This is a genomic window from Nocardioides sp. CPCC 205120, from assembly GCF_048654585.1.
Taxonomy (GTDB): Bacteria; Actinomycetota; Actinomycetes; order Propionibacteriales; family Nocardioidaceae; genus Nocardioides.
On sequence record NZ_JBMCYY010000001.1, the window covers coordinates 1,274,261 to 1,300,043 of the forward strand.

General features: G+C 76.0%; 22 protein-coding genes. 12 read left to right on the forward strand and 10 right to left on the reverse strand.

Features of this window, described 5'->3' with window-relative positions:
* Positions 1-12 precede the first annotated feature (12 nt).
* Positions 13-1,266: an alpha-amylase family protein gene (locus ACOACO_RS05980; RefSeq protein WP_420295323.1), complete on the reverse strand. Its 1,254-nt coding sequence runs from the start codon at positions 1,264-1,266 to the stop codon at positions 13-15.
* A 411-nt stretch (positions 1,267-1,677) separates the two neighbouring features.
* Between ACOACO_RS05980 and ACOACO_RS05985 the strand changes: the two genes are divergently transcribed.
* Genes ACOACO_RS05985 through ACOACO_RS06005 form a run of 5 tightly spaced genes read left to right on the forward strand, consistent with a single transcriptional unit; the run spans position 1,678 to position 6,896 of the window.
* Entirely contained in the window at positions 1,678-2,739 is a 1,062-nt protein-coding gene (locus ACOACO_RS05985; protein WP_420295324.1) for a glycosyltransferase family 4 protein, read from the forward strand.
* On the forward strand, positions 2,736-3,779 hold the full coding sequence (locus tag ACOACO_RS05990) for a glycosyltransferase (RefSeq protein WP_420295325.1): 1,044 nt from the start codon (positions 2,736-2,738) through the stop codon (positions 3,777-3,779). The genes ACOACO_RS05985 and ACOACO_RS05990 overlap by 4 nt, the downstream gene beginning before the upstream one ends.
* Positions 3,776-4,579, forward strand: a complete 804-nt coding sequence (locus tag ACOACO_RS05995; RefSeq protein WP_420295326.1) for a glycosyltransferase family 2 protein — start codon at positions 3,776-3,778, stop codon at positions 4,577-4,579. Before ACOACO_RS05990 ends, ACOACO_RS05995 begins: the two co-directional genes overlap by 4 nt.
* Positions 4,576-5,586, forward strand: a complete 1,011-nt coding sequence (locus ACOACO_RS06000; protein ID WP_420295327.1) for a hypothetical protein — start codon at positions 4,576-4,578, stop codon at positions 5,584-5,586. Before ACOACO_RS05995 ends, ACOACO_RS06000 begins: the two co-directional genes overlap by 4 nt.
* The gene (locus tag ACOACO_RS06005) at positions 5,583-6,896 is read left to right on the forward strand and encodes a glycosyltransferase (RefSeq protein ID WP_420295328.1); all 1,314 of its coding nucleotides are present in this window, start codon (positions 5,583-5,585) and stop codon (positions 6,894-6,896) included. Before ACOACO_RS06000 ends, ACOACO_RS06005 begins: the two co-directional genes overlap by 4 nt.
* On the opposite strand, the gene ACOACO_RS06010 is transcribed toward ACOACO_RS06005, so the two are convergent.
* A complete protein-coding gene (locus ACOACO_RS06010; RefSeq protein WP_420295329.1) occupies positions 6,884-8,029 on the reverse strand; it encodes a glycosyltransferase family 1 protein in 1,146 nt (381 codons plus the stop codon). The genes ACOACO_RS06005 and ACOACO_RS06010 overlap by 13 nt on opposite strands.
* 47 nt (positions 8,030-8,076) lie before the next feature.
* Between ACOACO_RS06010 and ACOACO_RS06015 the strand changes: the two genes are divergently transcribed.
* On the forward strand, positions 8,077-9,045 hold the full coding sequence (locus tag ACOACO_RS06015; protein ID WP_420295330.1) for a WcbI family polysaccharide biosynthesis putative acetyltransferase: 969 nt from the start codon (positions 8,077-8,079) through the stop codon (positions 9,043-9,045).
* A gap of 27 nt (positions 9,046-9,072) precedes the next feature.
* Here the strand turns inward: ACOACO_RS06015 and ACOACO_RS06020 are convergent, their stop codons facing one another.
* Positions 9,073-9,297 carry a hypothetical protein gene (locus ACOACO_RS06020; RefSeq protein ID WP_420295331.1) on the reverse strand — a complete coding sequence of 75 codons (225 nt, stop codon included), beginning with the start codon at positions 9,295-9,297 and terminating at the stop codon, positions 9,073-9,075.
* 146 nt (positions 9,298-9,443) lie between these two features.
* On the opposite strand from ACOACO_RS06020, the gene ACOACO_RS06025 reads away from it, so the two are divergent.
* From ACOACO_RS06025 to ACOACO_RS06035, 3 genes are all read left to right on the forward strand, one after another.
* Positions 9,444-10,343: an ABC transporter ATP-binding protein gene (locus ACOACO_RS06025; protein WP_420295332.1), complete on the forward strand. Its 900-nt coding sequence runs from the start codon at positions 9,444-9,446 to the stop codon at positions 10,341-10,343.
* Between the two features lie 9 nt (positions 10,344-10,352).
* Positions 10,353-10,763 (forward strand): hypothetical protein, encoded by a 411-nt coding sequence (locus ACOACO_RS06030; protein ID WP_420295333.1) that lies wholly within the window; start codon positions 10,353-10,355, stop codon positions 10,761-10,763.
* A gap of 174 nt (positions 10,764-10,937) precedes the next feature.
* Positions 10,938-11,729 (forward strand): SDR family oxidoreductase, encoded by a 792-nt coding sequence (locus tag ACOACO_RS06035; protein WP_420295334.1) that lies wholly within the window; start codon positions 10,938-10,940, stop codon positions 11,727-11,729.
* 42 nt (positions 11,730-11,771) lie between these two features.
* On the opposite strand, the gene ACOACO_RS06040 is transcribed toward ACOACO_RS06035, so the two are convergent.
* From ACOACO_RS06040 to ACOACO_RS06070, 7 genes are all read right to left on the reverse strand, one after another.
* On the reverse strand, positions 11,772-13,274 hold the full coding sequence (locus ACOACO_RS06040; protein WP_420295335.1) for a carboxyl transferase domain-containing protein: 1,503 nt from the start codon (positions 13,272-13,274) through the stop codon (positions 11,772-11,774).
* A gap of 141 nt (positions 13,275-13,415) precedes the next feature.
* Positions 13,416-14,549 (reverse strand): ring-opening amidohydrolase, encoded by a 1,134-nt coding sequence (locus ACOACO_RS06045; RefSeq protein ID WP_420295336.1) that lies wholly within the window; start codon positions 14,547-14,549, stop codon positions 13,416-13,418.
* A gap of 61 nt (positions 14,550-14,610) precedes the next feature.
* Positions 14,611-15,618, reverse strand: a complete 1,008-nt coding sequence (locus ACOACO_RS06050; RefSeq protein WP_420295337.1) for a carbamate kinase — start codon at positions 15,616-15,618, stop codon at positions 14,611-14,613.
* A 171-nt stretch (positions 15,619-15,789) separates the two neighbouring features.
* Positions 15,790-16,953: a CaiB/BaiF CoA transferase family protein gene (locus ACOACO_RS06055; protein ID WP_420295338.1), complete on the reverse strand. Its 1,164-nt coding sequence runs from the start codon at positions 16,951-16,953 to the stop codon at positions 15,790-15,792.
* 83 nt (positions 16,954-17,036) lie between these two features.
* Entirely contained in the window at positions 17,037-17,942 is a 906-nt protein-coding gene (locus ACOACO_RS06060) for an SDR family oxidoreductase (RefSeq protein WP_420295339.1), read from the reverse strand.
* A gap of 5 nt (positions 17,943-17,947) precedes the next feature.
* The gene (locus ACOACO_RS06065; protein WP_420295340.1) at positions 17,948-19,975 is read right to left on the reverse strand and encodes a hydantoinase B/oxoprolinase family protein; all 2,028 of its coding nucleotides are present in this window, start codon (positions 19,973-19,975) and stop codon (positions 17,948-17,950) included.
* Positions 19,972-22,083 carry a hydantoinase/oxoprolinase family protein gene (locus ACOACO_RS06070; RefSeq protein ID WP_420295341.1) on the reverse strand — a complete coding sequence of 704 codons (2,112 nt, stop codon included), beginning with the start codon at positions 22,081-22,083 and terminating at the stop codon, positions 19,972-19,974. Before ACOACO_RS06070 ends, ACOACO_RS06065 begins: the two co-directional genes overlap by 4 nt.
* A 303-nt stretch (positions 22,084-22,386) precedes the next feature.
* On the opposite strand from ACOACO_RS06070, the gene ACOACO_RS06075 reads away from it, so the two are divergent.
* From ACOACO_RS06075 to ACOACO_RS06085, 3 genes are read left to right on the forward strand one after another with little or no spacing between them, the layout of a single operon-like run.
* Complete coding sequence (locus ACOACO_RS06075; protein ID WP_420295342.1) at positions 22,387-23,280, forward strand: AAA family ATPase; 894 nt, start codon at positions 22,387-22,389, stop codon at positions 23,278-23,280.
* A complete protein-coding gene (locus ACOACO_RS06080) occupies positions 23,277-24,446 on the forward strand; it encodes a vWA domain-containing protein (RefSeq protein ID WP_420295343.1) in 1,170 nt (389 codons plus the stop codon). The genes ACOACO_RS06075 and ACOACO_RS06080 overlap by 4 nt, the downstream gene beginning before the upstream one ends.
* Positions 24,439-25,584: an XdhC family protein gene (locus ACOACO_RS06085; RefSeq protein ID WP_420295344.1), complete on the forward strand. Its 1,146-nt coding sequence runs from the start codon at positions 24,439-24,441 to the stop codon at positions 25,582-25,584. Before ACOACO_RS06080 ends, ACOACO_RS06085 begins: the two co-directional genes overlap by 8 nt.
* Positions 25,585-25,783: the final 199 nt, after the last annotated feature.

The window sequence follows — 25,783 nt, forward strand, 5'->3', positions numbered from 1 at the left end:
CCCCGACCGCCCCTAGCGCCCCGACCGCTCCGAGCGCCACAGCACGGTGCCGCCCGGGTCCCGCACGGCAGCGGCCGGCGAGCCCTCGAGGTCGATCTCGACGTCGAGGTGGTCGTCGGGGGACGTGCGCGAGGTGACGCGGTAGGCGTACCGGGTGTTCTCCAGCCGCAGCGACCGGGTCGTCGCGTCGACGAGCCACGGGTGGCGCCGGCGCAGGGAGACCAGCGCCTGGTGGGCCCGGAACACCGGCTCCCCGAGCGGGCTGAGGTCGGCCGGCGAGGCGGGGAACGCCGGCCGCACGGCGTCGTCGCCGCCCAGGCGCTCCTCCTTCGTGCCGGTGAAGCCGTGCTCGTCCCCGGCGTACACCGACGGGATGCCGCCGACGGTCATCAGCACCGCGAGCGCCACCACCGCCCCCTCGGCGCCCAGGGTGGTCGCGATGCGGGTGACGTCGTGGTTGCCGACGAAGGTCTGCGGCACGAAGGAGCGCAGGAAGTCGGTGTGGCGCCCCAGCGCGTGGTCGAGCTCGTGCAGGTTGCGGTCGAGGATGCTCGACCAGATCGCCTTCCACAGCTCGTACTGCGTCACCGAGTCCACCCCGGAGGCGGCCACGAACGCGGCGTAGTCACCGTGGATCACCTCGCCGAGGAACCACGCCCCCGGGTGCTCGGCGCGCACCCGCGGCAGCACCGCGGCCCAGAAGGCGGGGTCGACCGAGTACGCCGCGTCGAGCCGCCAGCCGTCGACGCCCCGGCGCAGCCAGTGGCCCATCACGTCGACGACGAGGTCCGCCGTCGCCGGGTCGGAGTGGTCGAGGCGCACGAGGGCGTCGTGGCCCTCGAACACCCGGGCGCGGGGGCCGCCGGGCGCATCGCGGTCGAGGTCGAGGACGCGGGCCGCGTCCCCGTCCGGGTCCGCCAGCGCCTGCGCGTGGAGGGGGTGGGCCCGCCCGACGTGGCTGAACACCCCGTCGAGCAGCACGCGGATGCCGCGGCGCCGGCACTCCTCGAGCAGCAGGTCGAGGTCGGCGTCGTCGCCGAGACGGGGGTCGATGCGAGAGAAGTCGACCGTGTCGTAGCCGTGCGTCTCCGAGGCGAAGACCGGGCCGAGGAGCAGTCCCGACGCGCCCAGCTCGATGAGGTGGTCGAGCCACGGGACGAGCGCGCGCAGCCGCGGGCCGGGGGACGGGTCGGGCTCACGGATCGGCGCTCCGGTGAACCCGAGGGGATAGACGTGCCACCACACCACGTGCCGCTGCCAGTCCATCGGTGACGCCTTCCCTCGGTGGACCCCGGTGGGCCCTCGGTCTGCCCTCGGCGGGCCCGGACCCGGCCGAGTCTCCCGGTGCCGCACAAGCACGCCGTGCCCCGCGTGACGGGCGCCACCCGGATCGGCCGGAACACCGGCGGGGGCGACCTCGTTGTGCAGGTCGCGTCGGTCCGAGTTCATGCCCCCGGGCCTCACCCCTTGCCGCTACGAGCGGCCTTTCGCCGAGAGGCGGCTGACGGGCCGGCGAGCACGACCACGCGGCCACCCGCCGGGTAAGCCCCGGTCGGGTGGCCGCGTGCGTGAAGGGAGCGCAGGCCCCCCGGCGAGCCCCCCACGGGCGCCCGCGAGCGCCCCCTTCGCACCGTTGACTACTGTCGGCCACATGTCGTCCACGTGCCTTGAACGCCGGTGAGGGTCTGCGTCGTCGCGTCCAGCCGTTTCCCGCTCGCCGAGCCGTTCGCGGGGGGCCTGGAGGCCCACAGCCACCACCTCGTCACCGAGCTGCGCCGTCGCGGCCACGAGGTGACGGTGTTCGCTGCCCCGGGCTCGGACGAGTCGCTCGGCGCCCAGCACCTCGACGTGCGCCCGTTCGCGTCGACCCCGACCGCGCGCGCGGACGTGGCGGCGCCCCCGGAGTGGTGGATGCAGGAGCACCACGCCTACCTCAGCCTCATGCTCGAGCTGCGCGACCGGGGCGTGGACGTCATCCACAACAACAGCCTGCACCACCTGCCCGTCGCGCTCTCCCGCATCGTCGACGCCCCCGTGGTGACGACGCTGCACACGCCGCCGCTGCCGTGGCTGGAGTCGGCCGTGCGCCTCGCCTCCGAGCGCTGCCGCTTCATCTCCGTGAGCGCGGCCATGGCCGCGAGCTGGTCCCCGAGCGTGGCCTCCACGGTGGTGCCCAACGGCATCGACCCCGCCCGCTGGGCGCCCGGCCCCGGCGGTGACCGCGCCGTGTGGGCCGGCCGGCTGGTGCCGGAGAAGGCGCCGCACCTCGCGATCGCCGCCGCCCGGCGCGCCGGGATGGGCATCGACCTCGTCGGCCCGCTGGGCGACCACGCCTACGTCGCCGAGCACGTGCTCCCGCAGCTCGACGACCAGGTCCGCCACCTCGGCCACCTCGGCCAGCAGCAGCTGAACGAGGTGCTCGGTCGCGCCGCCGTCGCCGTGGTGACCCCGGCCTGGGACGAGCCGTTCGGCCTCGTCGCCGTCGAGGCCATGGCGTCGGGCACCCCGGTCGCGGCGTTCGCGCGCGGCGCCCTGCCGGAGATCGTCGACGACTCCTCGGGCCGCCTGGCCGCGCCGGACGACGTCGACGGCCTCGCCACCGCCATGCGCCAGGCGGCGCTCCTCGACCGCCACGCGGTGCGCCGGCGCGTGGAGCAGGCGTTCTCCCTGCGGGCCATGGTCGACGCCTACGAGAGCGTCTACCGCGACGTCGTGGCCTCCGCGTCGAGGGCGGCGTGACCGCTGACCGGCCGCGCGTCGGCTGGTACATCCACCACCACGGCCACGGGCACCTCCACCGGGCCCTCGCCGTCGGCGCCGAGCTGGGCCGCCGCGGGTCCGAGGTCACGGTCCTCAGCAGCCTCGCGCCCGACGCCGCGCACGCCGGCCCGTGGGTGCGGCTGCCCCGCGACGACGGCGGCGACCCCGCCGCGCTGAGCGACCCCACCGCCCGCGGGCGGCTGCACTGGGCGCCCGTCCACCACGACGGCCTCCGCGAGCGCACCCACCTCGTCTCCGCGTGGATCGCCGAGCACCGGCCCGACGTGGTCGTCTGCGACGTCTCCCAGGAGGTGGCGCTGCTGTGCCGCCTCCACGGCGTGCCGGTCGTCTCCGTGGTGCAGCCGGGCGACCGGGGCGACGGCCCGCACCGCCTCGGGCTCGGGCTCGCCGCCGCGCTCGTCGGCTGCTGGCCGGCCGGGGCCGGCGACCTCGTGACCGGCCTGCCCGCGACCGACGTACGCCGCGTGGTCCCCGTCGGCGGCCTCTCCCGGTTCCCCGTGGCCCCGGCGCTGCCGGCGGCGGAGCGCACCGACGAGGTCGTGGTGTTCGGCGGCTCCGGGGGCGCGGCGTGGACGCCCGCCCAGCTCGACGCCCTCGAGGCCCGCGCCGGCCGCCCCGTCCGGGTGCTCGGCACCGGGTCGTGGGAGGAGCGCCCGTTCGACCGGCTGCGCGCCGCGGCGCTCGTCGTCGTGCAGGCGGGCCAGAACGCGCTGGCGGAGGTCGCGGCGGCCCGGGTGCCCGCGGTCGTCGTACCGGCCGACCGGCCCCACGACGAGCAGCGCACGACGGCGCGGCGGCTGGCCCGTGGGGACTGGCCCGTGCGGGTGCTCGACCGGCTCGAGCACGACGACTGGCCCCGCCTCCTCGCCGAGGTCGCCGGCCTCGACGGCGCGCGCTGGGAGAGCTGGTGCGACGGGGGAGCCGCCGCGCGGTTCGCCGACGTCGTGCTCGACGTGGCCGCCGGCGCGCGGCACCCCGACGACGGGCTCGTCGCGTGAGCCGCACCGCGGTGCTGACGGTGGCCCACGGGCGCCACGAGCACCTGGCCGGTCAGGAGGCGTCGCTCGCGACGAGCACCCGCCCCGCGGACGTGCGCGTCGTCGTCGCCCTCGCCGACCCCGGCATCGAGGGCCCGCACGTGCTCCACGTCGACGCCGACCCCGCCGCCCTGCCGGTCGCCGCCGGCCGCAACCGCGCGGCCGAGGCCGCGATCGCCGCCGGCGCCGAGGTGCTCGTCTTCCTCGACGTCGACTGCCTCGTCGCCCCGGGCACCGTCGCCGCGTACGAGCGGGCGGTCACCGCCCGCCCCGACGCACTGTGGTCGGGGCCGGTGACCTACCTGCCCGCCGAGGCGCGCCCGTACCGCCTCGACGCCCTCGCCGACCTGGACGCCCCGCACCCGGCCCGCCCCGCGCCCGCCCCCGGCGCGCGCGTGCCCGAGCCGCGCTGGGAGCTGTTCTGGTCGCTGTCGTTCGCGCTGCACGCCGACGCGTGGCGGGCCACCGGCGGCTTCGACGAGGCGTACGCCGGCTACGGCGCCGAGGACACCGACTTCGGCCAGCGGGCCGCCCGGGCCGGGCTGGAGCTGTGGTGGGACGGCAGCGCCCGCGCCTACCACCAGCACCACCCGGTCTCCCGGCCGCCGGTCGAGCACGCCGCGGCCATCGTGCGCAACGGCCGCGTCTTCCACGAGCGCTGGGGGTGGTGGCCGATGAGCGGCTGGCTCGAGGAGATGGCCGAGCTCGGGGTCGTGCGCCGCGACGGCGACGGCTGGGCGCTGGCGGGGGTGCAGCGGTGACGTCGTCCGCCGTGCCCGTCCACCTCGTCCTCGGCGACCCCGGCCACGGGGTGGTCCGGTGCGCCCGCGACGTCGCGCACTGGGTCGGTGCCCCCGTCGTGACCGACGCCGCGGAGCTCCCGCCTGGTGCGCGCGTGCACCTGCACCTCACCGACCGCGTCGTCGCCCCCGACCCGGAGAGCGCGGCACGGGAGGTCGAGGCGCTGGCGGCGCGCGTGCGGCTGACCGTGACGCTCCACGACGTGCCCCAGCCGACCGACGGACGGGCCTTCGAGCGCCGGGTCGACTGCTACCGCCGCGTCGTGGCGGCCGTCGCGGGCTGGGCCACCAACTCCGAGCACGAGCGCGCCGGGGTCGAGCAGCGGTGCGCGCCGCCCACCGACGGGGTCGTGGTGCCGCTGCCCGTCGCCCCGCTGGTCGACGCGTCGGGACCGCCGACCGCGGCGGACGTCGCGCGGGCCGCGGAGGGGGGCGAGGTCGGCGTCTTCGGCTTCGTCTACCCCGGCAAGGGCCACGCGGAGGTGCTCGAGGCCGTCGCCGCCCTGCGTCGCGGGGGACGCGACGTCCGTGCCGCGTTCCTCGGCGCGCCCGCCCCGCGTCACCAGGACGACCTCGACGCGCTGGTCCGGCGGGCCGCGGACCTCGACGTTCCCCTGCGGGTCACCGGCTCGGTGCCCGACACCGGGCTCGCCGCGGCGCTGCGCGGCGTCGCCGTCGCGGTCGTGGGCCACCGCAACGTCTCCGCCTCCGCCTCCCTCTCCTCGTGGCTGGCCGCCGGGCGCCGCCCGTTGGTGCGCGACGGCGCCTACGCCCGGGAGATGGCCGACCTGCGCCGCGGGACGGTCGTGACCTACACCGACTCGGGGCTCGTCGTGGCCCTCGGGGCGGCGCTCGACGACCCGGGCTCGACCTGGCTCGCCCCCGGCACCGACCTGCGCCCCGGCCCCGACGATGTGGCGGCGGCCTACCGCGCCTGGTGGGCGCGGCTGGCGGAGGGTGCAGCGTGAGCGCCGTGCCCCCGGCTGCCCCCGCCTCCCTGGGTCCTCCCTCCTGGGGGACCACCGTGCCCGGCAACGCCTGGGACACCGCGCCCGCCGCCGAGCCCCGGTCCGTCACGGTCGTCGTCACCCACTACGAGCAGCCGGCCGAGCTCGCCCGCACGCTCGCGGCCCTCGGACGGCAGACGCTGGCCCCGCACCAGGTGGTCGTCGCCGACGACGGCTCGCCCACCCCGCCCGTCGTGCCGCCCGGCGTCGAGCTGGTGCGGCAGGAGGACCGCGGCTTCCGCGCCGCCGCCGCCCGCAACCTCGGGGCGGCCCGGGCGACCGGCGACGTGCTCGTCTTCCTCGACGCCGACACCAGCCCCGAGCCCGGGCTCCTCGCCCGGCTCACCCGCCTGCCGTCCGCGCTGCCCGAGCTGCTCGCCGTGGGCCGCCGCCGCCACGCGGACCTGGCCGGGGTGCCGACCGACGCGCCGCTGCCCGCAGCGGCCGAGGCCCGCGAGCTGGCCGAGCCGGCCTGGCTGCGCGACGCCTACCGCCGCAGCGAGGACCTGCTGGCCGCCGACGCGACGAGCTTCCGCTTCGTCATCTCCGCCGTCCTCGCCTGCTCGCGCTGGTGGTTCGAGCTGCTCGGCGGCTTCGACGAGACCTTCGGCGGCTACGGCGGCGAGGACTGGGAGCTCGCCCACCGCTCGTGGCTCGCGGGCGGCCTCGTCGCGCACGTGCCGCACGCCGTGGCCTGGCACGACGGCCCCGACGCCGGCGTGGCCCCCCGCGCCGTCGACGACGGCCTGGCCGAGGCCGTCGCGGTGGCCGACCGGGTCGCCGTGCCGGGGGTCGCGTGGCGCGGCCTGCTGCGCGGGCCCGTCGACGTGGTCGCGAGCGTGCCCGGTGACCTCGCGGGTACGGCGCTGCTCGCCACCGTGGACGGCCTCCTGGCCGCCCTCCCCACGGTCCGCGTGCTCGTCGACCCCGCGCAGCACCGGGCGCTCGGGGACGACCCGCGCCTCGTGTCCCGGGACCCCGGCGGCGCCGCGCTGCTGGGCCGCGCCCGCGTCCACCTCGAGCTGCACCGCGGGCTGCGGGGCGACGCGGCGGCGTACCGGGAGCTGGTCGCCGCGGTCGCCGGCCCGGGCGACGCCGGCACCCGCGTGCTGGGCGACGGCCTCGCGTCCGTCCACGACCTGCGCCTGCACCGGCGCGCCGCCCGGTGGGGACGCCCCGGGCTGGCGCCGACCGCCGCCCTCGACGTGCCGGGGCTCGACGCCGTGCCCGCCGACGGCGAGCTCCGCGCGTACCTGGGTCAGTGGTGGTGAGCCGCCGCGGCCAGCGCCCGCGCGTAGACCGCGTCGTGGGCGTCGGCGACGGCCGCGCGCTGCGCCCGCCGCTCCGCGACGGTGACGGGCGGGCGGCTGCCGCGCTCGTGGGCCGCGCGCAGGGCCGTGGCGAGCGAGGTGGCGTCGATGCCGTCGTCGTCGAGGTCGAAGAGGTCGACGGGTCCCTGGTCGCGGTAGAAGCCGCCGCGCGGCGCCACGACGTCGGTGCCGAGGTCGCGGCAGGCCTCGAGCCAGCCGGAGTGCGTGCCGAAGCGGTAGGGGAGCACCGAGACGTCGAGCGCCGCGAGGTGCGCCCAGAGCTCGTCGTCGGGGAGGTAGTCGTGCACCAGCACCTCCACGTGGTCGCGCCGCCCCGCCTCGTCGAGCAGGCGCACGACCTCGGGGTCGTGGCGCGGTGCGTCGGGCCGCAGGGCCGCCGCGTGCACCGCGACCTGCAGGGTCGACCCGGGCAGCGCGGCGACGGCCTCGACGAGGGCGGGCAGCACGTCGCGCGCCGCCACGTTGGCCCGCAGGCTCTTGAGGTCGACACCGACCCGCAGCGGTGCCCCGGGCGCCCGCGGGGCGCGGCGGGCCTGCCAACGCTCCATGGCGTCGAGCGGTACGACGTGGGGGTGCGGCACGACGGTCGGCCGGCGGCCCCAGCGGCGGGCGACCTCGTCGGCAGCGCCGTCGGTGAGGGTGACGAGCGTGTCGGCGGCGGGGACGAGCACGTCGAGCTGCTGCTCGTGGGCGCCGGCATCGGACAGGTGGGGGTTGCGCAGGTCGTGGACGGTGAGCACGAGGGCGCGGCGCCGCGCGCGCAGCGCGGCGACCAGCTCCTGGAGCTGCGCTGGGCTGCGACCCTCGAACCCGAAGTGGACGTGGAGGAGGTCGAGGTCGGTGGCGGTGACGAAGTCCGCCTCGAGCAGGCGCGGCGGCCACCAGTGACCGGTCGGCACGCCGTCGGCGTCGAGGCCCGGCGGGTCCGGCAGGCGCAGGGGGCCCTCGCGGTCGAGCGGCGCGACGTGGTGCACGTAGGCGTGGTCGGCGGGCACGGAGCCGACGACCACCCGGGCCGCGTCGCCCGACCGTCCGCGCTGGTCGGCCTGCTGGGGCTCGTCGGGTCGCGTCACCCGGTGGAGCGTAGGGGACACCTCCACGGCCCCGGACGGGTGTCGGCGTGACCCGCAGCGAGGCCGAGCGGCAGCACTTCGGCGCGTTCCACGGCCTGCGCGACGCCGACCCGGCCGACCCCTCGGCGCCGCCCACGGCGCCGCCCGCCCCCGACGCCCCGCTCGTGGTCGTCGTCGGCAACTGCCAGGCCGAGTCGCTGCGGCTGCTGCTGGCCTCGGACGACGTGCGCACCGTGCGGCTGCCCGCGATCCACGAGCTGGGCGCCGACGACGTGCCGCGCCTGCGGACCCTGCTGGCGCGCACCGACCTCCTCGTCACCCAGCCGGTGGGCGCCGGCTACCGCGGCCTGCCGCTCGGCACGGAGGAGCTCGCCGCGCACCTGCCGCCGGGCGCGCGCACCGTGCTCGTGCCCCCGATCCGTTACCACGGCCTGCACCCGTGGCACGTCGTCGCGCACCCGCCGGGCCTGGCGGACCCGGACCCGCCGCGCGCGGCGTACCACGACCTCCGCACCCTCGCCGCCGCCCTCGAGGCCGGGCCCGGTGGGGCCCCGTCGTACGACGTGGTGCCCGACCCCGCGGCGCTGCGGGAGCTGGCCGCCGCGTCGGTGACCGAGCTCGAGCGCCGGCAGCGGCTGCACGGCACGGTGGCGGTCGCCGACCTGTTCGCCCGGCCCGTGCGCGACGCGATGCGGACCGTCAACCACCCGGGCAACGTCGTGCTCGCACCCGTGGCCGCCCGCGTGCGGGAGGCCGCCGGCCTGGAGCCGCGGCCGCCGGGCATCACGCGCCCGCTGCTCGACGGGGTGCACGCCCCGGTCGAGGCGCCGGTGCTCGCCGCGCTCGACCTGCCGGGGGAGCCGGCGCCGGACTGGCGCATCGGGGGCCGGGCGGTCCCTGCCGCCGAGGTGGCCGCGGCGCACCGCGCCTTCTACGCGGCGCGGCCGGACGTGGTGGAGGTGCTGGTGCGGCGCTACGCCCCGACCATGCGCCTGCTCGGGCTGCCGGTGGCCTGAGCGCCGCCTGCTCGTGCCCGGGAGTGCTCAGGCGTGCTCGGCCGGCGCGTCGGCGCCGGTGAAGACGGTGTCGGGCCCGAGGTAGGGCCACGAGGCGGCGCAGGGGAACTCGCCCTCGGCGTCGCGGACGATCCCCTCGGACGCGACGTGCGCCCGCAGCGAGTCGTGCTCGCAGCAGTCGCACTCGTGCAGCCCGCCGTGACCGCGGCCCCGCACGCAGCGGTGCGACCCCCAGAACACCCGGCACTCCATCGCGCGAAGGTAGGCGCCGGGAGGCGCGCTGCAACACGGGTTTCACGCAAGTCTGGGCGTGGTTCACCTCAACGCGCCGGGGGTCACCTCAAGACGGGCCCGGCGCCCCCGCCGGCGCCGGGGGGGTGAGGCGCGGCGTCCGATGGGTGACCCGCCGACCGGGTGCGTCGACGTACGCGGGATCCTGGGAGCACACCCGCACCGACCCACCCGAGGAGCCCGTCATCGCCGCGCCCGACGCCGACCGCCCGACCGTCCTGCAGCTGGAGGGCGTGACGCTGCGGCGGGGAGCCAAGGAGATCCTGCGCGGCATCGACCTGGAGGTGCTGGCCGGCGAGCACTGGGCGGTGCTGGGGCCGAACGGGGCGGGCAAGAGCACCGTGCTCAGCCTCTGCGGCGCGAACCAGCACCCGACGTCGGGCACCGTGCGCGTGCTGGGCCATCAGCTGGGCCGCATCGACGTGCAGTCGCTGCGCCGCCTCATCGGCCACGTGAACCCGCGGCACACGCTGCACTCGCCGCTGACGGTGGAGCAGGTGGTGCTGACCGGGTTGACGGGTACGGCGGACCTCCCCCGCCGCTGGGAGCCCGCGGCCGACGAGCTGGCCCTGACCCACGAGCTGCTCGTCCAGGTGGGCATGGGCGCGAAGACCCAGGAGCGGTGGCCGACGCTGTCGCAGGGGGAGCGGGGCCGCGTGCTCATCGCGCGCGCCCTCGTCGGGCGCCCCCGCCTCCTGTTGCTCGACGAGCCCACGACCGGCCTCGACCTGGCCGCGCGCGAGCAGTTGCTGACCGCGATCGACGACGTGGTGACCCAGCGCCCCGAGACCGCCACCGTGCTCGTCACCCACCACCTCGAGGAGCTGCCGCGCTCCACCAGCCACGCCGCGCTCGTGCGCGACGGCCGCCTGACCGTCGCCGGCCCCATCGACGAGGCGCTGACGAGCGAGGCCGTGAGCGAGGCGTTCGCCCACCCCATCGAGGTGCACCGCACCGCCGGCCGCTGGCACGCCAGCGCCGGCGACCTCGGCGCCCGGGTCTCCTAGGGTGCGGCCATGACGCTCGCGGGCAGGTCCCTCCCTCGTCCGGTCGCGGCCGCCGTCGTGCTCGCCGGCGCGCTCCTGACGACGGCGTGCGGGGCGTCGGACGAGGCGGACGGTCCGTCCCCGGACGCGTGCGCCGACCTGGTCCGGCAGGCGACGTACGAGGCCATGGCCGACGCCGCCGAGGCGGGTCTCGCGGCCGACCCCGACCGTCTGACGGCCGCCCTCGGTGAGCCCGTGCCGGCGGAGACGCCGACGGAGCTGCCGACGTGGGACGAGCTGTCGTCGTGGGACGACGGCGAGCGCGCGACGCTGCTCGACACGCTCGCCTCGACGAGTGTCGGCGTCGGGTCCGTCGTCGGCCCCGACACGATCTCGGACTCCCTCGACGCCTCCGGCCCCTGCGCCGGCTGGCGCTCGTAGGGCCGACCCGCACCCTCCCGCCGTACTCCCTGACGTTCCCGACGCGACACGCCGACGGGGGCGTCGGAAAGGTCAGGGAGTACGCCGGCGACCCGCAGACGACCCCCGCGCGCTGGGTACCCGGGAGGGGCAGCACCTCGCACCTGAACACCCGAGCCCCAGGAGGAACCGCGCATGAACCACTACCCCCGTCTCGCCGTCGTGACCGGAGCGGACTCGGGCATCGGCCGGGCCACCGCCCAGCTGCTCGCCACCGAGGGCTTCGACATCGGCATCACGCGCCACCACGACGCGGAGGGCGTGGCGGAGACGGTGGCGGAGGTCGAGCGTCGGGGCCAGCGCGCGTTCGTCGCGGACTTCGACGCCGCCGCGAGCGACGCCGGCGCGGTCGTCGACCAGCTGGTCGAGCAGCTCGGCGGCCTCGGCGTGCTCGTCAACGTCGCCGGCACCGGGCACAGCAGCCGGGTGCTCGACCTGACGCCCGAGAAGTGGCACGAGGTCATCGCGACCGACCTCGACGGCCCGTTCCTCACCTCGCAGCGCGCCGCGCGCCACCTCGTCGACGCCGGCCAGGGCGGGCGGATCATCAACGTCACGAGCGTGCACGAGTACGTCCCGCGGCTCGGGGCGGCGGCGTACTGCGCCGCGAAGGCCGGCCTCGGCGCCCTCAGCAAGGTGCTGGCGCTCGAGCTGGGGGAGCACGGCATCACCGTGAACACCGTGGCGCCCGGCGAGATCAGCACCGAGATGACCGGCCAGGACACCGAGGAGGCCTATCACCAGGAGCGGCCCGGGAACCCGCTCGGGCGCCCCGGCCACGTCAACGAGGTCGCCTCGCTGATCGGGTTCCTGGCCTCGCCGCGCTCGGCCTACGTCACCGGCAGCACCTTCACCGTCGACGGCGGCCTGAGCCTCATGGCCGCCCACGGCCACGACCACGCCAGCCCGGAGTGGCGCCAGGTCTGAGCTGCCCCGAGCGGCCGGTGCGGCCCGGGCGCTGGGCCTGCGTCAGGCCCGGGCCGCTCGCAGCCGCTCCAGCTGCCGCGCGCACTCGGCCGCGAGGGCCACGGCCAGCTCCTCGGGCGACTCGCCGACGACCTCGGGCACGAGGTGCTGCACCGTGCCGTCGGCGAGCAGGTCGTGCGCCCGCACGCGCTGGCGCTCCGCCATCTGCGCGGCGTGGTCGGCGACGCCGTGGACGATGACGCTCGCGCCCTCGGGCGGCAGCGGGGACAGCCACGCGTCGCCGGCCGCGACCACGACGTCGGCCGGCAGCAGCGCCAGCGCGCCGCCGCCGCAGCCCTGCCCCATGAGCAGCGCCACGGTCGGCACGGTCATCGTCGTCATGGTCGCGATGCAGCGCGCGATCTCGCCGGCGATCGAGCCCTGCTCGGCCGCCACCGACAGCTCGGCCCCGGGGGTGTCGATGACCGTCACGAGCGGCAGCCGCAGCTCCTCGGCGAGCCGCATCGCCCGCCGGGCCTCGCGCAGCGCGGCGGGGCCCATCGGGGTGGCGGCCGTCTGCCGGGCGCGGTCCTGCCCGACCAGCACGCACGGCTGACCGTCGAGGCGGGTGAGGGCGATGATCACCGACGCGTCCTGCTCGCCCTCCGAGGTGCCCCGCAGCCGCACGGTGCTCCGGGCGCCGTGCCGCAGCAGGTCGCGGACGCCGGCGCGGCCGGGCTCGCGGGTGCGCGTCACGGCCGTCCACACGTCGTACGGCGGCTCGACCCCGGCGAGCGCGTCCGGCCCGTCCAGCGCCGCGCGCCGCGGCAGGCGCGGCGGCTCGGGGGCGTCGCGCAGCACCGAGAGCGCCAGCTCGACGAGCTCGCGCAGCTGCTCGGGGGTCGCGACGGCGTCGATGATGCCGTGGGCCGCGAGGTTCTCCGCGGTCTGCACGCCGGGCGGGAACGGCTCGCCGTGCAGCGCCTCGTAGACCCGCGGCCCGAGGAACCCGACGAGCGCGCCCGGCTCGCCGAGCGTCACGTGGGCCAGCGAGCCCCACGAGGCCAGCACGCCGCCGGTCGTGGGGTGGCGCAGGTACGCCAGGTACGGCAGCCCCGCCGCCCGGTGGTCCATCACCGCGCGGGTGATGTCGACCATCCCGACGAACGCGGGCGTGCCCTCCTGCATGCGCGTGCCGCCCGACGCGGTGCTCGCCAGCAGGGGCAGGCCCTCGGCGGTCGCGCGTCGTGCGGCGGCCACGATCCGCGCCGCGGTGGCCGCCCCGATCGACCCGGCGAGGAACCGGAAGTCGTTGACGACGACCGCCACCCGGCGCCCGCCGACGGTGCCCGCGCCCGTGACGACCGACTCGTCGAGACCGGAGCGCTCGGCGGCGGCCGCCAGCTGCTCGCGGTACGACGCGTCCCACCCGTCGGCGGCGACCGGGGTGTCCCACGACGCGAAGGACCCGGGGTCCAGCACGAGCTCGACGAGCTCGCGGGCCCCGACGCGGCGGGGGGTGGCGGGCGCGGCGCTCGTGCCGGCGGGGTCGGGGGTGGGGGTCATCGGGGCTCCTCGGGCGGTCGGGGAAAGGCGAGGGCCCCCAGGGCGGGACGGAGCCGGTGGCTCCGCCCCGCGCCTGGAGGCCCGGGACGCCGGGGTGCCCGGCGGTGGTGCGGGGCGGCCCGTGCGGGCCGCCGGGTGGCCTCAGGCCGACGGGTAGCCCGTCGGGTCCTCGCCGAGGTCGACGATGGCCGCGACCGGGCCGCCGCCGTCGGGGCCCTGGTGGGCCGCGGAGACGGAGACGAAGACCGCCGGGTCACCGGTGACCGCCGCGGTCACGCCGCCGACGGCGCTCTTGATCTGGCGGTGCCAGTGCACGTCGGAGTCGTCGAGCATCGCGTTGCGGCGGCCGCGGACCTGGCCGTCCTGCGACACCTCGCACTTGAGGAACACGTTGACGAGGCGGCCGCCGAGGTCGCTCGTGTGCGGGCGCTCCGGCAGGTCGAGACCGGCGTCCTTGATGGCGGCCCAGATGCCGTCGGTGTCGAGGGCGTCGTTCATCACCGAGTGGCCGATGCGGTAGCGACCCCCGACGCCGCGGGCGTTGCCCACGACGACGATCTGCGCCTGGTCGAGCTCGACGCCCGAGGAGCACGAGGCGACCGAGGAGTAGAGGTCGCGGTTGTGCATGACGTCCTCGTCGGTGGGCTGCTCGATCTCGCCGAGCGCCACCGCGATGCCGAGCGCGGTGCAGCCGTTGGAGAGGTCCATCGACTCGTGGGTGTGCTCGGTCCACACCGACTTCCCGCGGCTCTTGGCGTCGCGGATGGTGTGGATGGTGAGCAGCGGCGTCTTGGTCTGCACGTAGTGCACGTCCGCCGGGTCGGTGATGCCGGCGCGCTCCATGGCGGTGCGGACGCCCGCGGCGACCTTGTCGACCATCGCGACGCGACCGATCTCCTCGGGGAGGAGCTCCTCGCTCATCGCGAAGCCGACCGTCAGGCGCAGGTCGTCGGTCTTCTCGACCGACTCGTCGGGGACGGTCGCGAAGATCGTGGCGTGGGGGGAGATGACGCCGTCGGTGCCGCCGGACCACACGATCGGGACCTGCTTCACCTCCTCGACCGGGCGGGTGCCCTTCTCCATCAGCACCTCGCGGAACGCGCGGTCGGCGATGATGCGGGTGTAGTCGTTGACGCCGCCGTTGCCCTCGGTCTTGCCGATGACGGCGATGACGCGGTCGGCCTCGATGATGCCGGCGTCGATCAGCTCGGCGAGTCCGGATGCGTCCGAGACGTTCTTGATGGGGACCTTGCGGACCTCGATTGCGTCGGGCACGGCTTTACCTCTCCTTCGGTGGGCCACGGGCCGCGTGGGCGGTCCGGGGGGTTGCGGTGGTTCAGGCGACGGCGCTGGGCGCCGGGTCGGACGCGGGGTCGGTGCCGCTCACGGGGTCGGGCACCACGACGGTGCCCACCGGCGCGTCCTGCGAGCCTGCCTCGATGGCGGTGACGGCGTCGCGGATGCGGTCGAGCGAGGTGATGACGGAGCTGCCGCCGGACTCGGCGAAGCGCAGCGCGGCCTCGACCTTCGGGCCCATGCTGCCGGCGGCGAAGTGGCCGGCCGCGGCGATGGCGCGCATCTCGCTGACGCTCACGCGGCCGAGTGGACGGGCCTCGGGCGTGCCGTAGCCGATGATCGCGTTGTCGACGTCGGTGGCGATGACGAGCACGTCGGCGTGCACGACCGCGCCGAGCAGCGCGGCCCCGAGGTCCTTGTCGATGACGGCCTCGACGCCGGACAGCGAGCCGTCCTCGGCCCGCAGGACCGGGATGCCGCCGCCACCGGCCGCGACCACGACGTACCCGGCCTCGACGAGGGTGACGACCGCGGGCGCGTCGACGATCTCGCGGGGCTGGGGCGAGGGGACGACGCGGCGCCAGCCCTTCTCGCCGCGGTCCTGCCACAGCTGGCCCTGGGCGATGAACCGCTGGGCCTCCTCCTCCGGCAGGAAGCGGCCGACGGGCTTGCTCGGCGCGAGGAAGTCGGGGTCCGCGGCGTCGACGACGGTGCGGGTGACGAGGCCGGCGGAGCGCCGGTCGATGCCGCGGCGCGCCAGGGCGGCGTCGAGGCTCGAGGTCAGCGTGTAGCCGAGCGTCCCCTGGGTCTGGGCGCCGCACCAGTCGAGCGGCACCATCGGCACCACGTGGGCCGTCAGCTCGTTCTTGACGAGCAGGTTGCCGACCTGGGGGCCGTTGCCGTGGGTGACCACGACGTCCGTCCCGGTGGCGACCAGCTCGGCGATCCGGTCGGCCGCCACGTCGATGGCGGCCCGCTGGGCCTCCACCGTGGCGGAGCCGTCCGGTCCGGTCATGGCGTTGCCGCCGAGTGCGATGAGCGCACGCACGTCGATCTCCCATCCGTGTGATCTGCATCTCGACCGTCGCGGCAAACCTAGGCGGCGGACGAGGTGGGGGTGTAGGGCGAGTGGTGCCCGAGCTGGGCACACACCTTCGGCAGGACGTGACAGTCGGGCCGGTCGGAGCCGCAGGTCAGACCTGCAGGTCAGGCCCGCACGTCAGGACTCGTCGAGCCACGCGCGGATCGCGTCGGAGTGCTCGCCGAGCGCGGGCGGGGCGAGGTGGGTGTCGCGGCGGCGCTCGCCGGCGGCGTCGAACCACCGCAGCGGCGGGCCGGGCAGCTCGACGGGGCCGAGCACGGGGTGGTCGACCTCGACGACGAGGCCCTGCGAACGCGTCTGGTCCCACTCGTAGACGCGGTCGAGCGTGCGGACCTCGCCGGCCGGGATGCCGGCGGCGGCCAGGCGCGGCATGAGCACGTCGTACCCGAGGTCGGCGAAGGCGGCGTCGACCATCGCGATGACCTCCTCGCGGTGGGCCACCCGGTCGGCGTTGGTCGCGAAGCGCGGGTCGTCGACGGGCAGGTCGAACTCGGCGGCCAGCTTGCGCCACAGGCCCTCGCTGCCGACCGCGATCTGCACGTCGCCCTCGGCGCAGCGGAACAGGCCGTAGGGGCTGATCGAGGGGTGGTGGTTGCCGGAGGCGCGGGGCACCTCGCCGGCGACGGTGTAGCGGGTGCCCTGGAACGCGTGGACGCCGACGATCGCGGCGAGCAGGGAGGTGCGCACGACGGTGCCGCGGCCCGTCCGGTCGCGCTCGTGGAGGGCGGCGACGACGCCGTACGCGCCGTACATGCCCGCGAGCAGGTCGCCGATGGGCACGCCGACGCGCGTCGGGTTGTCGCGGTCGGGACCGGTCAGCGACATGAGGCCGGCCTCGCCCTGCGCGATCTGGTCGTAGCCGGCGCGCCCGCCCTCGGGTCCGTCGTGGCCGAAGCCGCTGATGGAGAGCTGCACGAGGCGGGGGTTGAGCTCCCGCACGCGGTCCTCGCCGAAGCCGAGACGGTCGAGCACGCCGGGGCGGAAGTTCTCCACCAGCACGTCCGCGCGCTCGAGCAGGCGGGCGAGCACCTCGCGGCCGTCGTCGCTCTTGAGGTCGAGGACGATCGACTCCTTGTTGCGGTTGCAGGAGAGGTAGTACGTCGAGACCGTGTCGTCCTCCGGGCCGACGAACGGCGGCCCCCAGCCGCGGGTGTCGTCTCCGGTCTCGGACTCCACCTTGATGACGCGGGCCCCGAGGTCGCCCAGCATCATCGCGGCGTGCGGCCCGGCCAGGGCGCGGGACAGGTCGACGACGAGCACGTCGTCCAGGGGCAGGGTCATCGAGCACCTCCGGGAGCGGTGGTGGACGACCCGGTCGGGCCGTCCGGGGTCGCCGCCCGGCGGGCGGCGGTGGGGGTACGGCGTCAGGCGGGGTCGGCGGCCGGGGCGGCGAGGTCGCGGCGCAGGGCCGCCGCCAGGGTGGTGGGCGCGCGGCCCAGCAGGGTGCGCAGCGCGAGCGCGCTGCCGACGAGGCCGTGGTCGTCGTACCAGGCGAACATCGCAGCCAGGTCGTCGAGGTCGCGACGCGTGCCGGTCGGGTCGACCCCGGCGCGCCACTCCGCGAGCGGCAGGTGCTCGGCGACCACGGGCCGGCCGAGGACGTCGGTGAGGACGTCGGCCGTCGCGGCGCTGCTCAGCACCTCGGGGCCCGCGAGCTCGAAGGTGCCGTAGGTGGTCAAGGGGTCGCCGAGGACGGCGAGCGCCGCGGCGGCCACGTCGACGAGGTCGACGGGGGTGAAGGGCTGCGTCACGTCGTACGGCACGCGGTAGCGGCCCTCGGCCCGCGCGGTGGCGACGAACGGCAGCACGTTCTGGACGTAGCTGGCCGGCTGGAGGACGGTCCACTCCAGCGGGCTGCGGCGCACGAGCAGCTCGGAGGCCGCCTTGCGCAGGTGGTGGGGCATCTCGGGCACGTGCGGCTGCAGCACCGAGTGGTAGACGAAGCGACCGACGCCGGCCCGGACGGCGGCGTCGACGACGGTGCCGGTGACGGCGTCCTCGGCCGGGTGCATGTTCGGCGGCACGTGGTAGACGGCGTCCACGCCGTCGAGGGCGGCGGCCAGGTCGGCCGCCCCGCCCTCGACGTCGACGAGCCGGCTCCCGACGCCCTGGCCGGCGAACGCGTCGGCGGCCTCGGTGCGTCGTACGAGCGCCACCGGCTGGTGGCCGGCCTCGAGGAGGCCGGCCACCACGGCGGTCCCGGTCTTGCCGGACGCGCCCGTGACCGCCACGCGCAGGGAGCGGTGCGGGGCAGGGTGCGGGGCAGACATGGGGCTCAGAGGTAGTCGTACGGCGAGGCGGTGGCTCCACCGGAGAGCAGGGCGTAGCCCGGACCCCGGTCGAAGAACGGCGCGTCGGCGTCGCGCTCGGAGCGCATCTGCTCCCGCAGCGCGGCCGTCGCCTCCACGTCGACCGCGGGGGCCTCGACGGCCTCCGGGTCGAGCTCGCCGGTCAGCACGACGCCGTAGTCGGCGCGCGCCGCCTCGACGGACACCTTGCGCCACCACACGTCACGGGCCACCGACGCCGGCTCGCGGTCGAGCGGGTCGCCCCAGCCGCCGCCACCCGTCGTGCGGATGCGGATGACCTCGCCGGCCTTGACCTCGACGGCGTCGACCAGGGCGTCCACCTCGCGCTCGTCCGGCCCGCCCGGGTCGATGGTGACCTGGAACGACTTGCCGGCCTTGCCGCCTTTCACACCCCAGCAGGCGAGGATCGAGCGGTCGGCGATCGACATGAAGTGGGCGTCGGCGAGCATGCGGATCTGCTTCTCGTAGCCCAGGCCGCCGCGGAACTGGCCCGCGCCGCCCGAGTCGAGCGCGAGGCCGAGGCTCTCCACGCGGAACGGGAAGCGCGACTCGGTGAACTCGGTCGGCAGGTTCCGCGAGTCGGGAACGACGTGGATCGTGTCCTCGCCGTCGGCGTAGTAGCGCCCGCCCGAGCCGCCGCCCAGCACCTCGCGCATGAGGTAGGGGTTGCCCTCGAGGTCGTTGCCGTAGACACCCGTGTAGCGGATGGTCTCCTGGTCGGCCGGCATGCGGCCGTCCACGGCCTTCGCCACGACGCCCGACAGCACGCCGAGCAGACGCAGGATGACGAACGTGCGGGCGTTCGTCGGCGCCGGGAACTCGGGCGTGAGCAGCGTGCCCTTGGGCGGGAAGCGCATCTCGATCAGCGGGGCGATGCCCTCGTTGACGTCGAGCTCCGCCATCCGCTCGGGGGTGTCGGCCAGGTTGCGCAGGATCGGGGCGATCCACTTCTTGAGGAAGGCGCCGTCGGCGTAGTCGCCGCAGTGGTTGATCGGCCCCTTGGCCTGCGGCGCCGTGCCGGTGAAGTCGATGACGAGGCGGGGGCCGCCGTCCGGGCCGCCCGTCTCCTCCTTCGTCAGCGTGATGCGCTGCGTGTGCAGCTGGGGGTCGTCGACGCCGTCCTGCTCCGCGTAGTCCTCCCAGATGAACGTGCCGGTGGGGATCTTGGAGAGGATCTCGCGGCGGAACGTCTCGGTGGTCTTGTCGAGGATCGCGTCGAACGCGGCGAAGACCTGGTCGCGGCCGTAGCGGGCGAACAGTTCGGTGAGCCGGCGCGCGCCCAGCAGGCAGGCGGAGCACTCGGCGTCGAGGTCGGCCGCCAGCGAGTCGGGCATGCGCGAGTTGCGCGTCATGATCTTCAGCGCCGACTCGTTGGGCACGCCGCCGTCCCACAGCTTGATCGGGGGGACCATGAGGCCCTCCTCGAACACGCTGGTCGCGGTGCTCGGCATCGAGCCGGGCACCGAGCCGCCGATGTCGTCGTGGTGGCCGAAGGCCTGCACGAACGCGACCACCTCGGGGCCGTCGCCCGAGTCGTGGAAGACCGGCGCGGTGATGCACAGGTCGGGCAGGTGCCCGATGCCGCCCTCGGACAGGTAGACGTCGTTGTGGAAGAAGACGTCGCCGGGCTTCATCGTCTCGACCGGGTAGTCGCGGATGACCGGCTGCACGAGCGCCGAGTACGAGCGGCCCGTGAGCTTGCGGGCGTGCTTGTCGTGGATGCCCGCGCGGTAGTCGTGGGCGTCGCGGATCATCGGCGAGCGGCTGGTGCGGCCGATGGAGGTCTCGACCTCCTGCTCGACCGACGCCAGGTAGCCCTCGACGATCTCGACGACGACCGGGTCGACGTCGACGCCCTCGGTCAGGCGGTACGGCGCGTCCCCGCCGGGGGCGCGCACGCCCACCACGGTCGGGGCCTCGGTCTCGGCGCCGGGAACGCGGGCGCCGGTCTCGGAGCCGCCGGCCGCGGGGGTGGGGAGGACGTCGCTGGTCACGAGAGGGACTCCTTGCGGGTGATGAGCAGGTTGCCGAAGCGGTCGACCTCGGCGCTGAAGCCGGGGTGCAGCGGGACGGTCGAGCTGAACTCCTCGACGATCGCCGGGCCGGTGACGACGTCGCCGGCGCCGAGCTTCGCGCGGGCGACGACGGGCGCGTCGTACCAGTCGTCGAAGTAGACCTTGCGCGTGCCGGTGACGGCGCCCTCGACGCCGCTGCCGGCGGCGATCTCGCGCAGCTCGGGCTTGCGGATCGGACCGATGCCGGAGACGCGGAGGTTGACCCACTCCACCGGCTGCGAGGAGTCGCCGCGGAAGTCGTAGCCGTAGAGCTTGTTGTGCTCGGCGTGGAACGCGTCCGCGACGGCCTCGACGAGCGCGTCGTCCACGGGGCCCTCGGGCACCGGCACGCGGACCTCGAAGGCCTGGCCGACGTAGCGCAGGTCCGCGCTGCGCACGAACTGGCGCTCGGCGGGCTCGAAGCCCTCGCGGGCCAGGGCCTCGTCGGCCTCGGCGGCCAGCGACGCGAGCAGCTTGTCGACGCGCGGGCGGTCGAGGTCGTCGTGCTTGCTGATCGCCGTCTGCACGTAGTCGTTGCGCACGTCGACGGTGAGCAGCCCGTACGCCGAGGTGTTGCCCGGGTTGAGCGGCACGATGACGCCCTTGAGGCCCAGGATGTCGACGAGGCGGCAGGCGAGCAGCGAGCCGGAGCCGCCGAACGTGACCATGTGGAAGTCGCGGGCGTCGAGCCCGCGCTTCACCGTGACCTGGCGCAGCGCGTTGGCCTGGTTCCAGGCCGAGATCTCGAGGATGCCGTCCGCGGCCTCCTCGACGCCGAGGCCGAGCTTGCCGGCCACGTCGGTGATGCCGGCGCGGGCCGCGTCCACGTCGAGCGGGATCTCGCCGCCCAGCAGGTGCGGGGGGATCCGGCCGAGCAGCACGTGCGCGTCGGTGATGGTCGGCTCCGTGCCGCCCTTGCGGTAGCACAGGGGGCCCGGGTCGGCGCCCGCCGACTGCGGGCCGACCTTGAGGGTGCCCTCGGGGCTGATCCACGCGATGGAGCCACCGCCGGCGCCGACGGTGACGACGTCGATCATCGGGATCTTGCTGGGGTACGGGCCGACCGTGCCCTCGGTGGTGAGGGCCGGGTGGCCGTCCACGACCACGGTGACGTCGGTCGACGTACCCCCGCCGTCGCAGGTGAGCACGCTGTCGAAGCCCGCGCGCTGCGCGATGACCGCCGCGCCGAGGGCGCCCGCGGCCGGGCCGGAGAGCACCGTGGTGATCGGCTGGCGCACGACCTCCTCGGCCGACAGCACGCCGCCGTTGGACTTCATCACGTAGAACGGCACCTCGCGGTGCTCGCCGGCGGCCTCGCCTGAGCCGGCCTGCGCGGTGAAGGAGTTCAGCCGCTCGGTGATGTTGTTGACGTAGGCCCGGATGTTGGGCTTCACGGCCGCGTCGACGAGCGTGGTGACGCTCCGCTCGTACTCGCGGTACTCGCGCAGCACCTGCGAGGACAGCGAGTAGTCGGCCTCGGGGTACTCGCGCTGCAGGATCGCGAGCGCCTGCTCCTCGTGCACGGGGTTCGCGTACGAGTTGAGGAACGACAGGCCGATCGTGGTGACGCCGCGGGCGCGGAAGTACCGCGCCGCCGCGACGACGTCCTCCTCGACCAGCGGGCGCACCTCGGCGCCGTCGACCGCGAGGCGGCCGCCGATGGTGCGGACCAGGTCCACGGGGACGATGCGGTCGGGCTTCACCCAGAAGTACGAGTTGCCGTAGCCGTCCGGGACGGACTGGCGGGCGATCTCGAGCAGGTGGCCGTAGCCCTCGGTGGTGATGAAACCGAGGTTCTCGACCTTCTCCTCGAGCAGCTTGTTCGTCGCGACCGTGGTGCCGTGGCTGACGGCCGTGACCGCGTCGCCGTCCAGGCCGAGCAGGCCCAGCACCTTGTCGATGCCGTTGAGGAACCCGTCAGCGGGGTTCGACGGCGTCGAGGGGGTCTTGGTCGTGACGAGCTCGCCGGTCTCCTCGTCCACGGCGACGACGTCGGTGAAGGTCCCACCGGTGTCGATGCCGATACGGATGCGACGCGTGGCGCTCATGCAGCCTCCAGGTTCGTTGGTGCGTTCACGGCATTGAACCGCGAACGGAGTGACCAGGGCTTCGTCAAACATCGCCGGATCTCAGCGCGATCTTGGGCAGATAGTCGCAAGGGGTCGCCGGGCGCGCGCCGTGGGGCGGCGTCCGGGAGGGGCGGCGGGGACGTTGGCAGAAGGCGCCAAGGCCGCGCGGGACCCGTTGGCAACGGTCGGCGGTGAACGCGGTCACAGCCCGACCTAGGGTGGACGGACGCGCCGCCCGGTGCGGGCGGGGCGGGGGCCACGAGTTCGAGGGAGAGGTGGCACGTGGACGTGCTGGACCAGCCGGACGGGCCGCACGACGTGGAGCAGCTGACGCACCGGCTCGACGACGTCGGCTACCTCGCGGACCCGGGCACGGCGACGGCCGCCTGGCTGGCGTGGCGCACGTCGCGGCCGCTGTTCCTCGAGGGCGAGCCGGGCGTGGGCAAGACCTCGCTGGCCACCGCGCTCGCGCAGGTGCTGGGCCGCGACCTCGTGCGCCTGCAGTGCTACGAGGGCATCGACGCCGCCGCGGCGCTCTACGACTGGGACCACCCCCGCCAGCTGCTGCACGTCCGCGCGCTGGAGGCGGCCGGGGAAGCCGACCACGACGCGCTCGAGCACGACCTGTGGAGCCGCCGTTTCCTGCTGGCCCGCCCGCTGCTGCGCTCGCTGGAGCGGCCCTCGGTGCTGCTCGTCGACGAGCTCGACCGCGCCGACGACGAGTTCGAGGCGTTCCTGCTCGAGCTGCTGAGCGACTTCTCCGTGACCATCCCCGAGTACGGCACGGTCCGCGCCGAGGTGCCGCCCGTCGTCGTCGTCACCAGCAACCGCACCCGCGAGGTGCACGACGCGCTCAAGCGCCGCTGCTACTACCACTGGGTGGAGCACCCCGACCTGGCCCGCGAGGTCGAGATCGTGAAGCGCTCGGTGCCGGCCGCGAGCGCCGAGCTCGCCGAGGGCGTCGCACGCGTCGTGGCCCGCCTGCGGGAGACCGAGCTGCTCAAGCCGCCCGGGGTCTCGGAGTCGATCGACTGGGCGGTCGCGCTGCAGGCCCTGGGCGCCACCCGCGTCGACGTCGCCACGGCGGCCCGCACGCTCGGCGCCGTGCTGAAGTACCGCGAGGACCAGCAGCGCGTCGCGACCCACCTCGCCCAGCTGCTGGGGGAGTCGGCGTGAGCGAGGGCTCCCCGGCCCCGCCCGACCTCGTCGCCGAGCTCACGGGCCTCGCGACCGCGCTGCGCCGCGCGGGCGTCGACGTGCCCGCAGGCGGGGTGGCCGCCACCGTCACCGCGCTCGCCGCCCTCGGCGCGCCCGAGCGCCACGCCACCTACTGGGCCGGGCGCGTCACGCTGTGCCAGCGCCCCGACGACCTCCGCGTGTACGACGAGGTGTTCGACCTCTGGTTCTCCCGCGCCGAGTGGGCGGGCGACGTACGGCGCACGGTGACCGTCCCGACGTACCGCGACGTGCCGGTGCCCGGCGAGGCCGACGCCGGTGACCCCGCCGCCGCGACGGCGCCGCCGACCTCCAGCGAGGTCGAGGTGCTGCGCTGCCGCGACGTCGCCGCGCTGGACCCCGACGAGAAGGAGCTCGTGGCCCACCTCGTCACGCGGCTGGCGCACCGGCCCGCGCTGCGCCGCTCGCGTCGTACCCGGTCCGCGGCCCACGGCCGCGTCGACCTGCGGCGCGTCGTGCGCGACGCGGTGCGCACGGGCGGCGACCCCGTGCGGTGGTCGCACCGCCGCCCGCGGGTGCGTCCGCGCCGCACCGTGCTGCTGCTCGACGTGTCGGGCTCGATGAGCCGGTACGCCGAGACCTACCTGCTCTTCGCCCACGCGCTCGTGCGGTCGCAGCCGAGCGCCGAGGTGTTCTCGGTCGGCACGCGCCTGACCTGCCTGACCCGCGCCTTCCGCTCGCCCGACCCGCAGAGCTCGACCGAGGAGGTCGCCCGCCGGGTCGTCGACTGGAGCGGCGGGACCCGGCTGGGCGAGGGGCTGCAGTGGTTCCTCGACCGGTGGGGGCAGCGCGGCACCGCCCGCGGCGCCGTCGTCGTCGTCTTCTCCGACGGCTGGGAGCGCGGCGACGCGCGCCTGCTCGGGGAGCAGATGGAGCGCCTGCACCGCCTGGCGCACCGCGTCGTGTGGGTGAACCCGAACCGGGCCCGGCCGGGTTACGAGCCGCGTACGGCGGGCCTGCGCGCCGCCCTGCCCCACGTCGACGCGTTCGTCGACGGCCACAGCGTCGAGGCGCTCGAGGCGCTCGTCGACGAGATCGCGTCCGGCGGGCGCGGGCGTGCGCCCGCCCCCGTCCTGGTCCCGACCCCAGGAGGTCATCGTGCGTGAGGTGCTCGCCGACGCCCGGCGGTGGTGGGAGGCGGGGGAGCGGTTCGCGCTCGGCACCGTCGCCGCCACCTGGCGCAGCGCACCCCGGCCGGCCGGCGCCACGATGGCCGTCGGCCCGGACGGCACCGTCGTCGGCTCCGTCTCCGGCGGCTGCGTCGAGGGCGCGGTGTACGAGCTGGGCCAGGAGGCCATCGCCACCGGTGAGGCGCACTTCGAGCGCTTCGGCGTCTCCGACGACGACGCCATCGCGGTCGGGCTGGTCTGCGGCGGCATCCTCGACGTGCTCGTCACCCCCGTCGACGCCGCGTCGTTCCCCGTGTTCGAGGCCGTCGCGGACAGCATCGACGCCGACCGTGCGGTCGCGCTCGTGACGGTCCTCGCGGGTCCGGCGCCCATCGGGGCGCGGCTCGCGGTGTGGGCCGACGAGACCGCCGGCGGGCTCGGCGACCCCGGTCTCGACGCCGTCGTCGCCGCCGAGGCGCGGGCGCTGCTGGCGGTGGGGGAGACCCGCACGCTGGCGCTCGGCCCGCAGGGCCAGCTGCTCGAGGACGACGTGACCGTGCTCGTCGAGGTGTTCGCGCCGACGCCGCGGATGATCGTGTTCGGCGCCATCGACTTCGCCCGCGCGACCGTGCGGGTCGGCAAGGTCCTCGGCTACCACGTGACCGTGTGCGACGCCCGGCCCCTGTTCGCGACCCCGCAGCGCTTCCCCGAGGCCGACGAGGTCGTCGTCGACTGGCCGCACCGCTACCTCGGGCGCACCGAGGTCGACGAGCGCACCGTCCTCTGCGTGCTCACCCACGACCCGAAGTTCGACGTGCCCCTGCTCGAGGTCGCGCTGCGCGGCCCCGCGGCGTACGTCGGCGCGATGGGCTCGCGGCGCACCCACGCCGACCGGGTTCGCCGGCTGCGCGAGGCGGGGCTCGGCGACGACGAGCTGGCGCGCCTGCGCTCGCCCATCGGCCTCGACCTCGGCGCCCGCACGCCCGAGGAGACCGCGGTGTCCATCGCCGCCGAGATCGTGAGCCTGCACCGCGGCGGCGGCGGCCGCCCCCTGACGGACCTCGACGGCCCCATCCACTCCGGCCTGCTCCGCGCCGACCCGCCCCCCGACAGCCCCGCCGGCTCCGGCGGCTGACCCCGCCCCGGAGCGCCTACGTCCCCGTGGTTTCGAGGGCCGGTGGCCGAGGCGGGTCCTCGGTGCAGTCGGTAATTGAGGTGGGTGCGCCCGCGCCGCGTTCGGTGGTTGAGGTGGGTGCGCCCGCGCCGCGTTCGGTGGTTGAGGTGGGTGCGCTAGCACCGCGTTCGGTGGTTGAGGTGGGTGCGCCAGCACCCCT

Excerpts from the sequence above, each read along its gene's own strand:
- ACOACO_RS05980 (WP_420295323.1), bottom strand. The coding sequence starts at position 1,266 with ATGGACTGGCAGCGGCACGTGGTGTGGTGGCACGTCTATCCCCTCGGG.
- ACOACO_RS06020 (WP_420295331.1), bottom strand. The coding sequence starts at position 9,297 with ATGGAGTGCCGGGTGTTCTGGGGGTCGCACCGCTGCGTGCGGGGCCGC.
- ACOACO_RS06030 (WP_420295333.1), top strand. The coding sequence starts at position 10,353 with ATGACGCTCGCGGGCAGGTCCCTCCCTCGTCCGGTCGCGGCCGCCGTC.
- ACOACO_RS06035 (WP_420295334.1), top strand. The coding sequence starts at position 10,938 with ATGAACCACTACCCCCGTCTCGCCGTCGTGACCGGAGCGGACTCGGGC.
- ACOACO_RS06040 (WP_420295335.1), bottom strand. The coding sequence starts at position 13,274 with ATGACCCCCACCCCCGACCCCGCCGGCACGAGCGCCGCGCCCGCCACC.
- ACOACO_RS06055 (WP_420295338.1), bottom strand. The coding sequence starts at position 16,953 with ATGACCCTGCCCCTGGACGACGTGCTCGTCGTCGACCTGTCCCGCGCC.
- ACOACO_RS06060 (WP_420295339.1), bottom strand. The coding sequence starts at position 17,942 with ATGTCTGCCCCGCACCCTGCCCCGCACCGCTCCCTGCGCGTGGCGGTC.
- ACOACO_RS06070 (WP_420295341.1), bottom strand. The coding sequence starts at position 22,083 with ATGAGCGCCACGCGTCGCATCCGTATCGGCATCGACACCGGTGGGACC.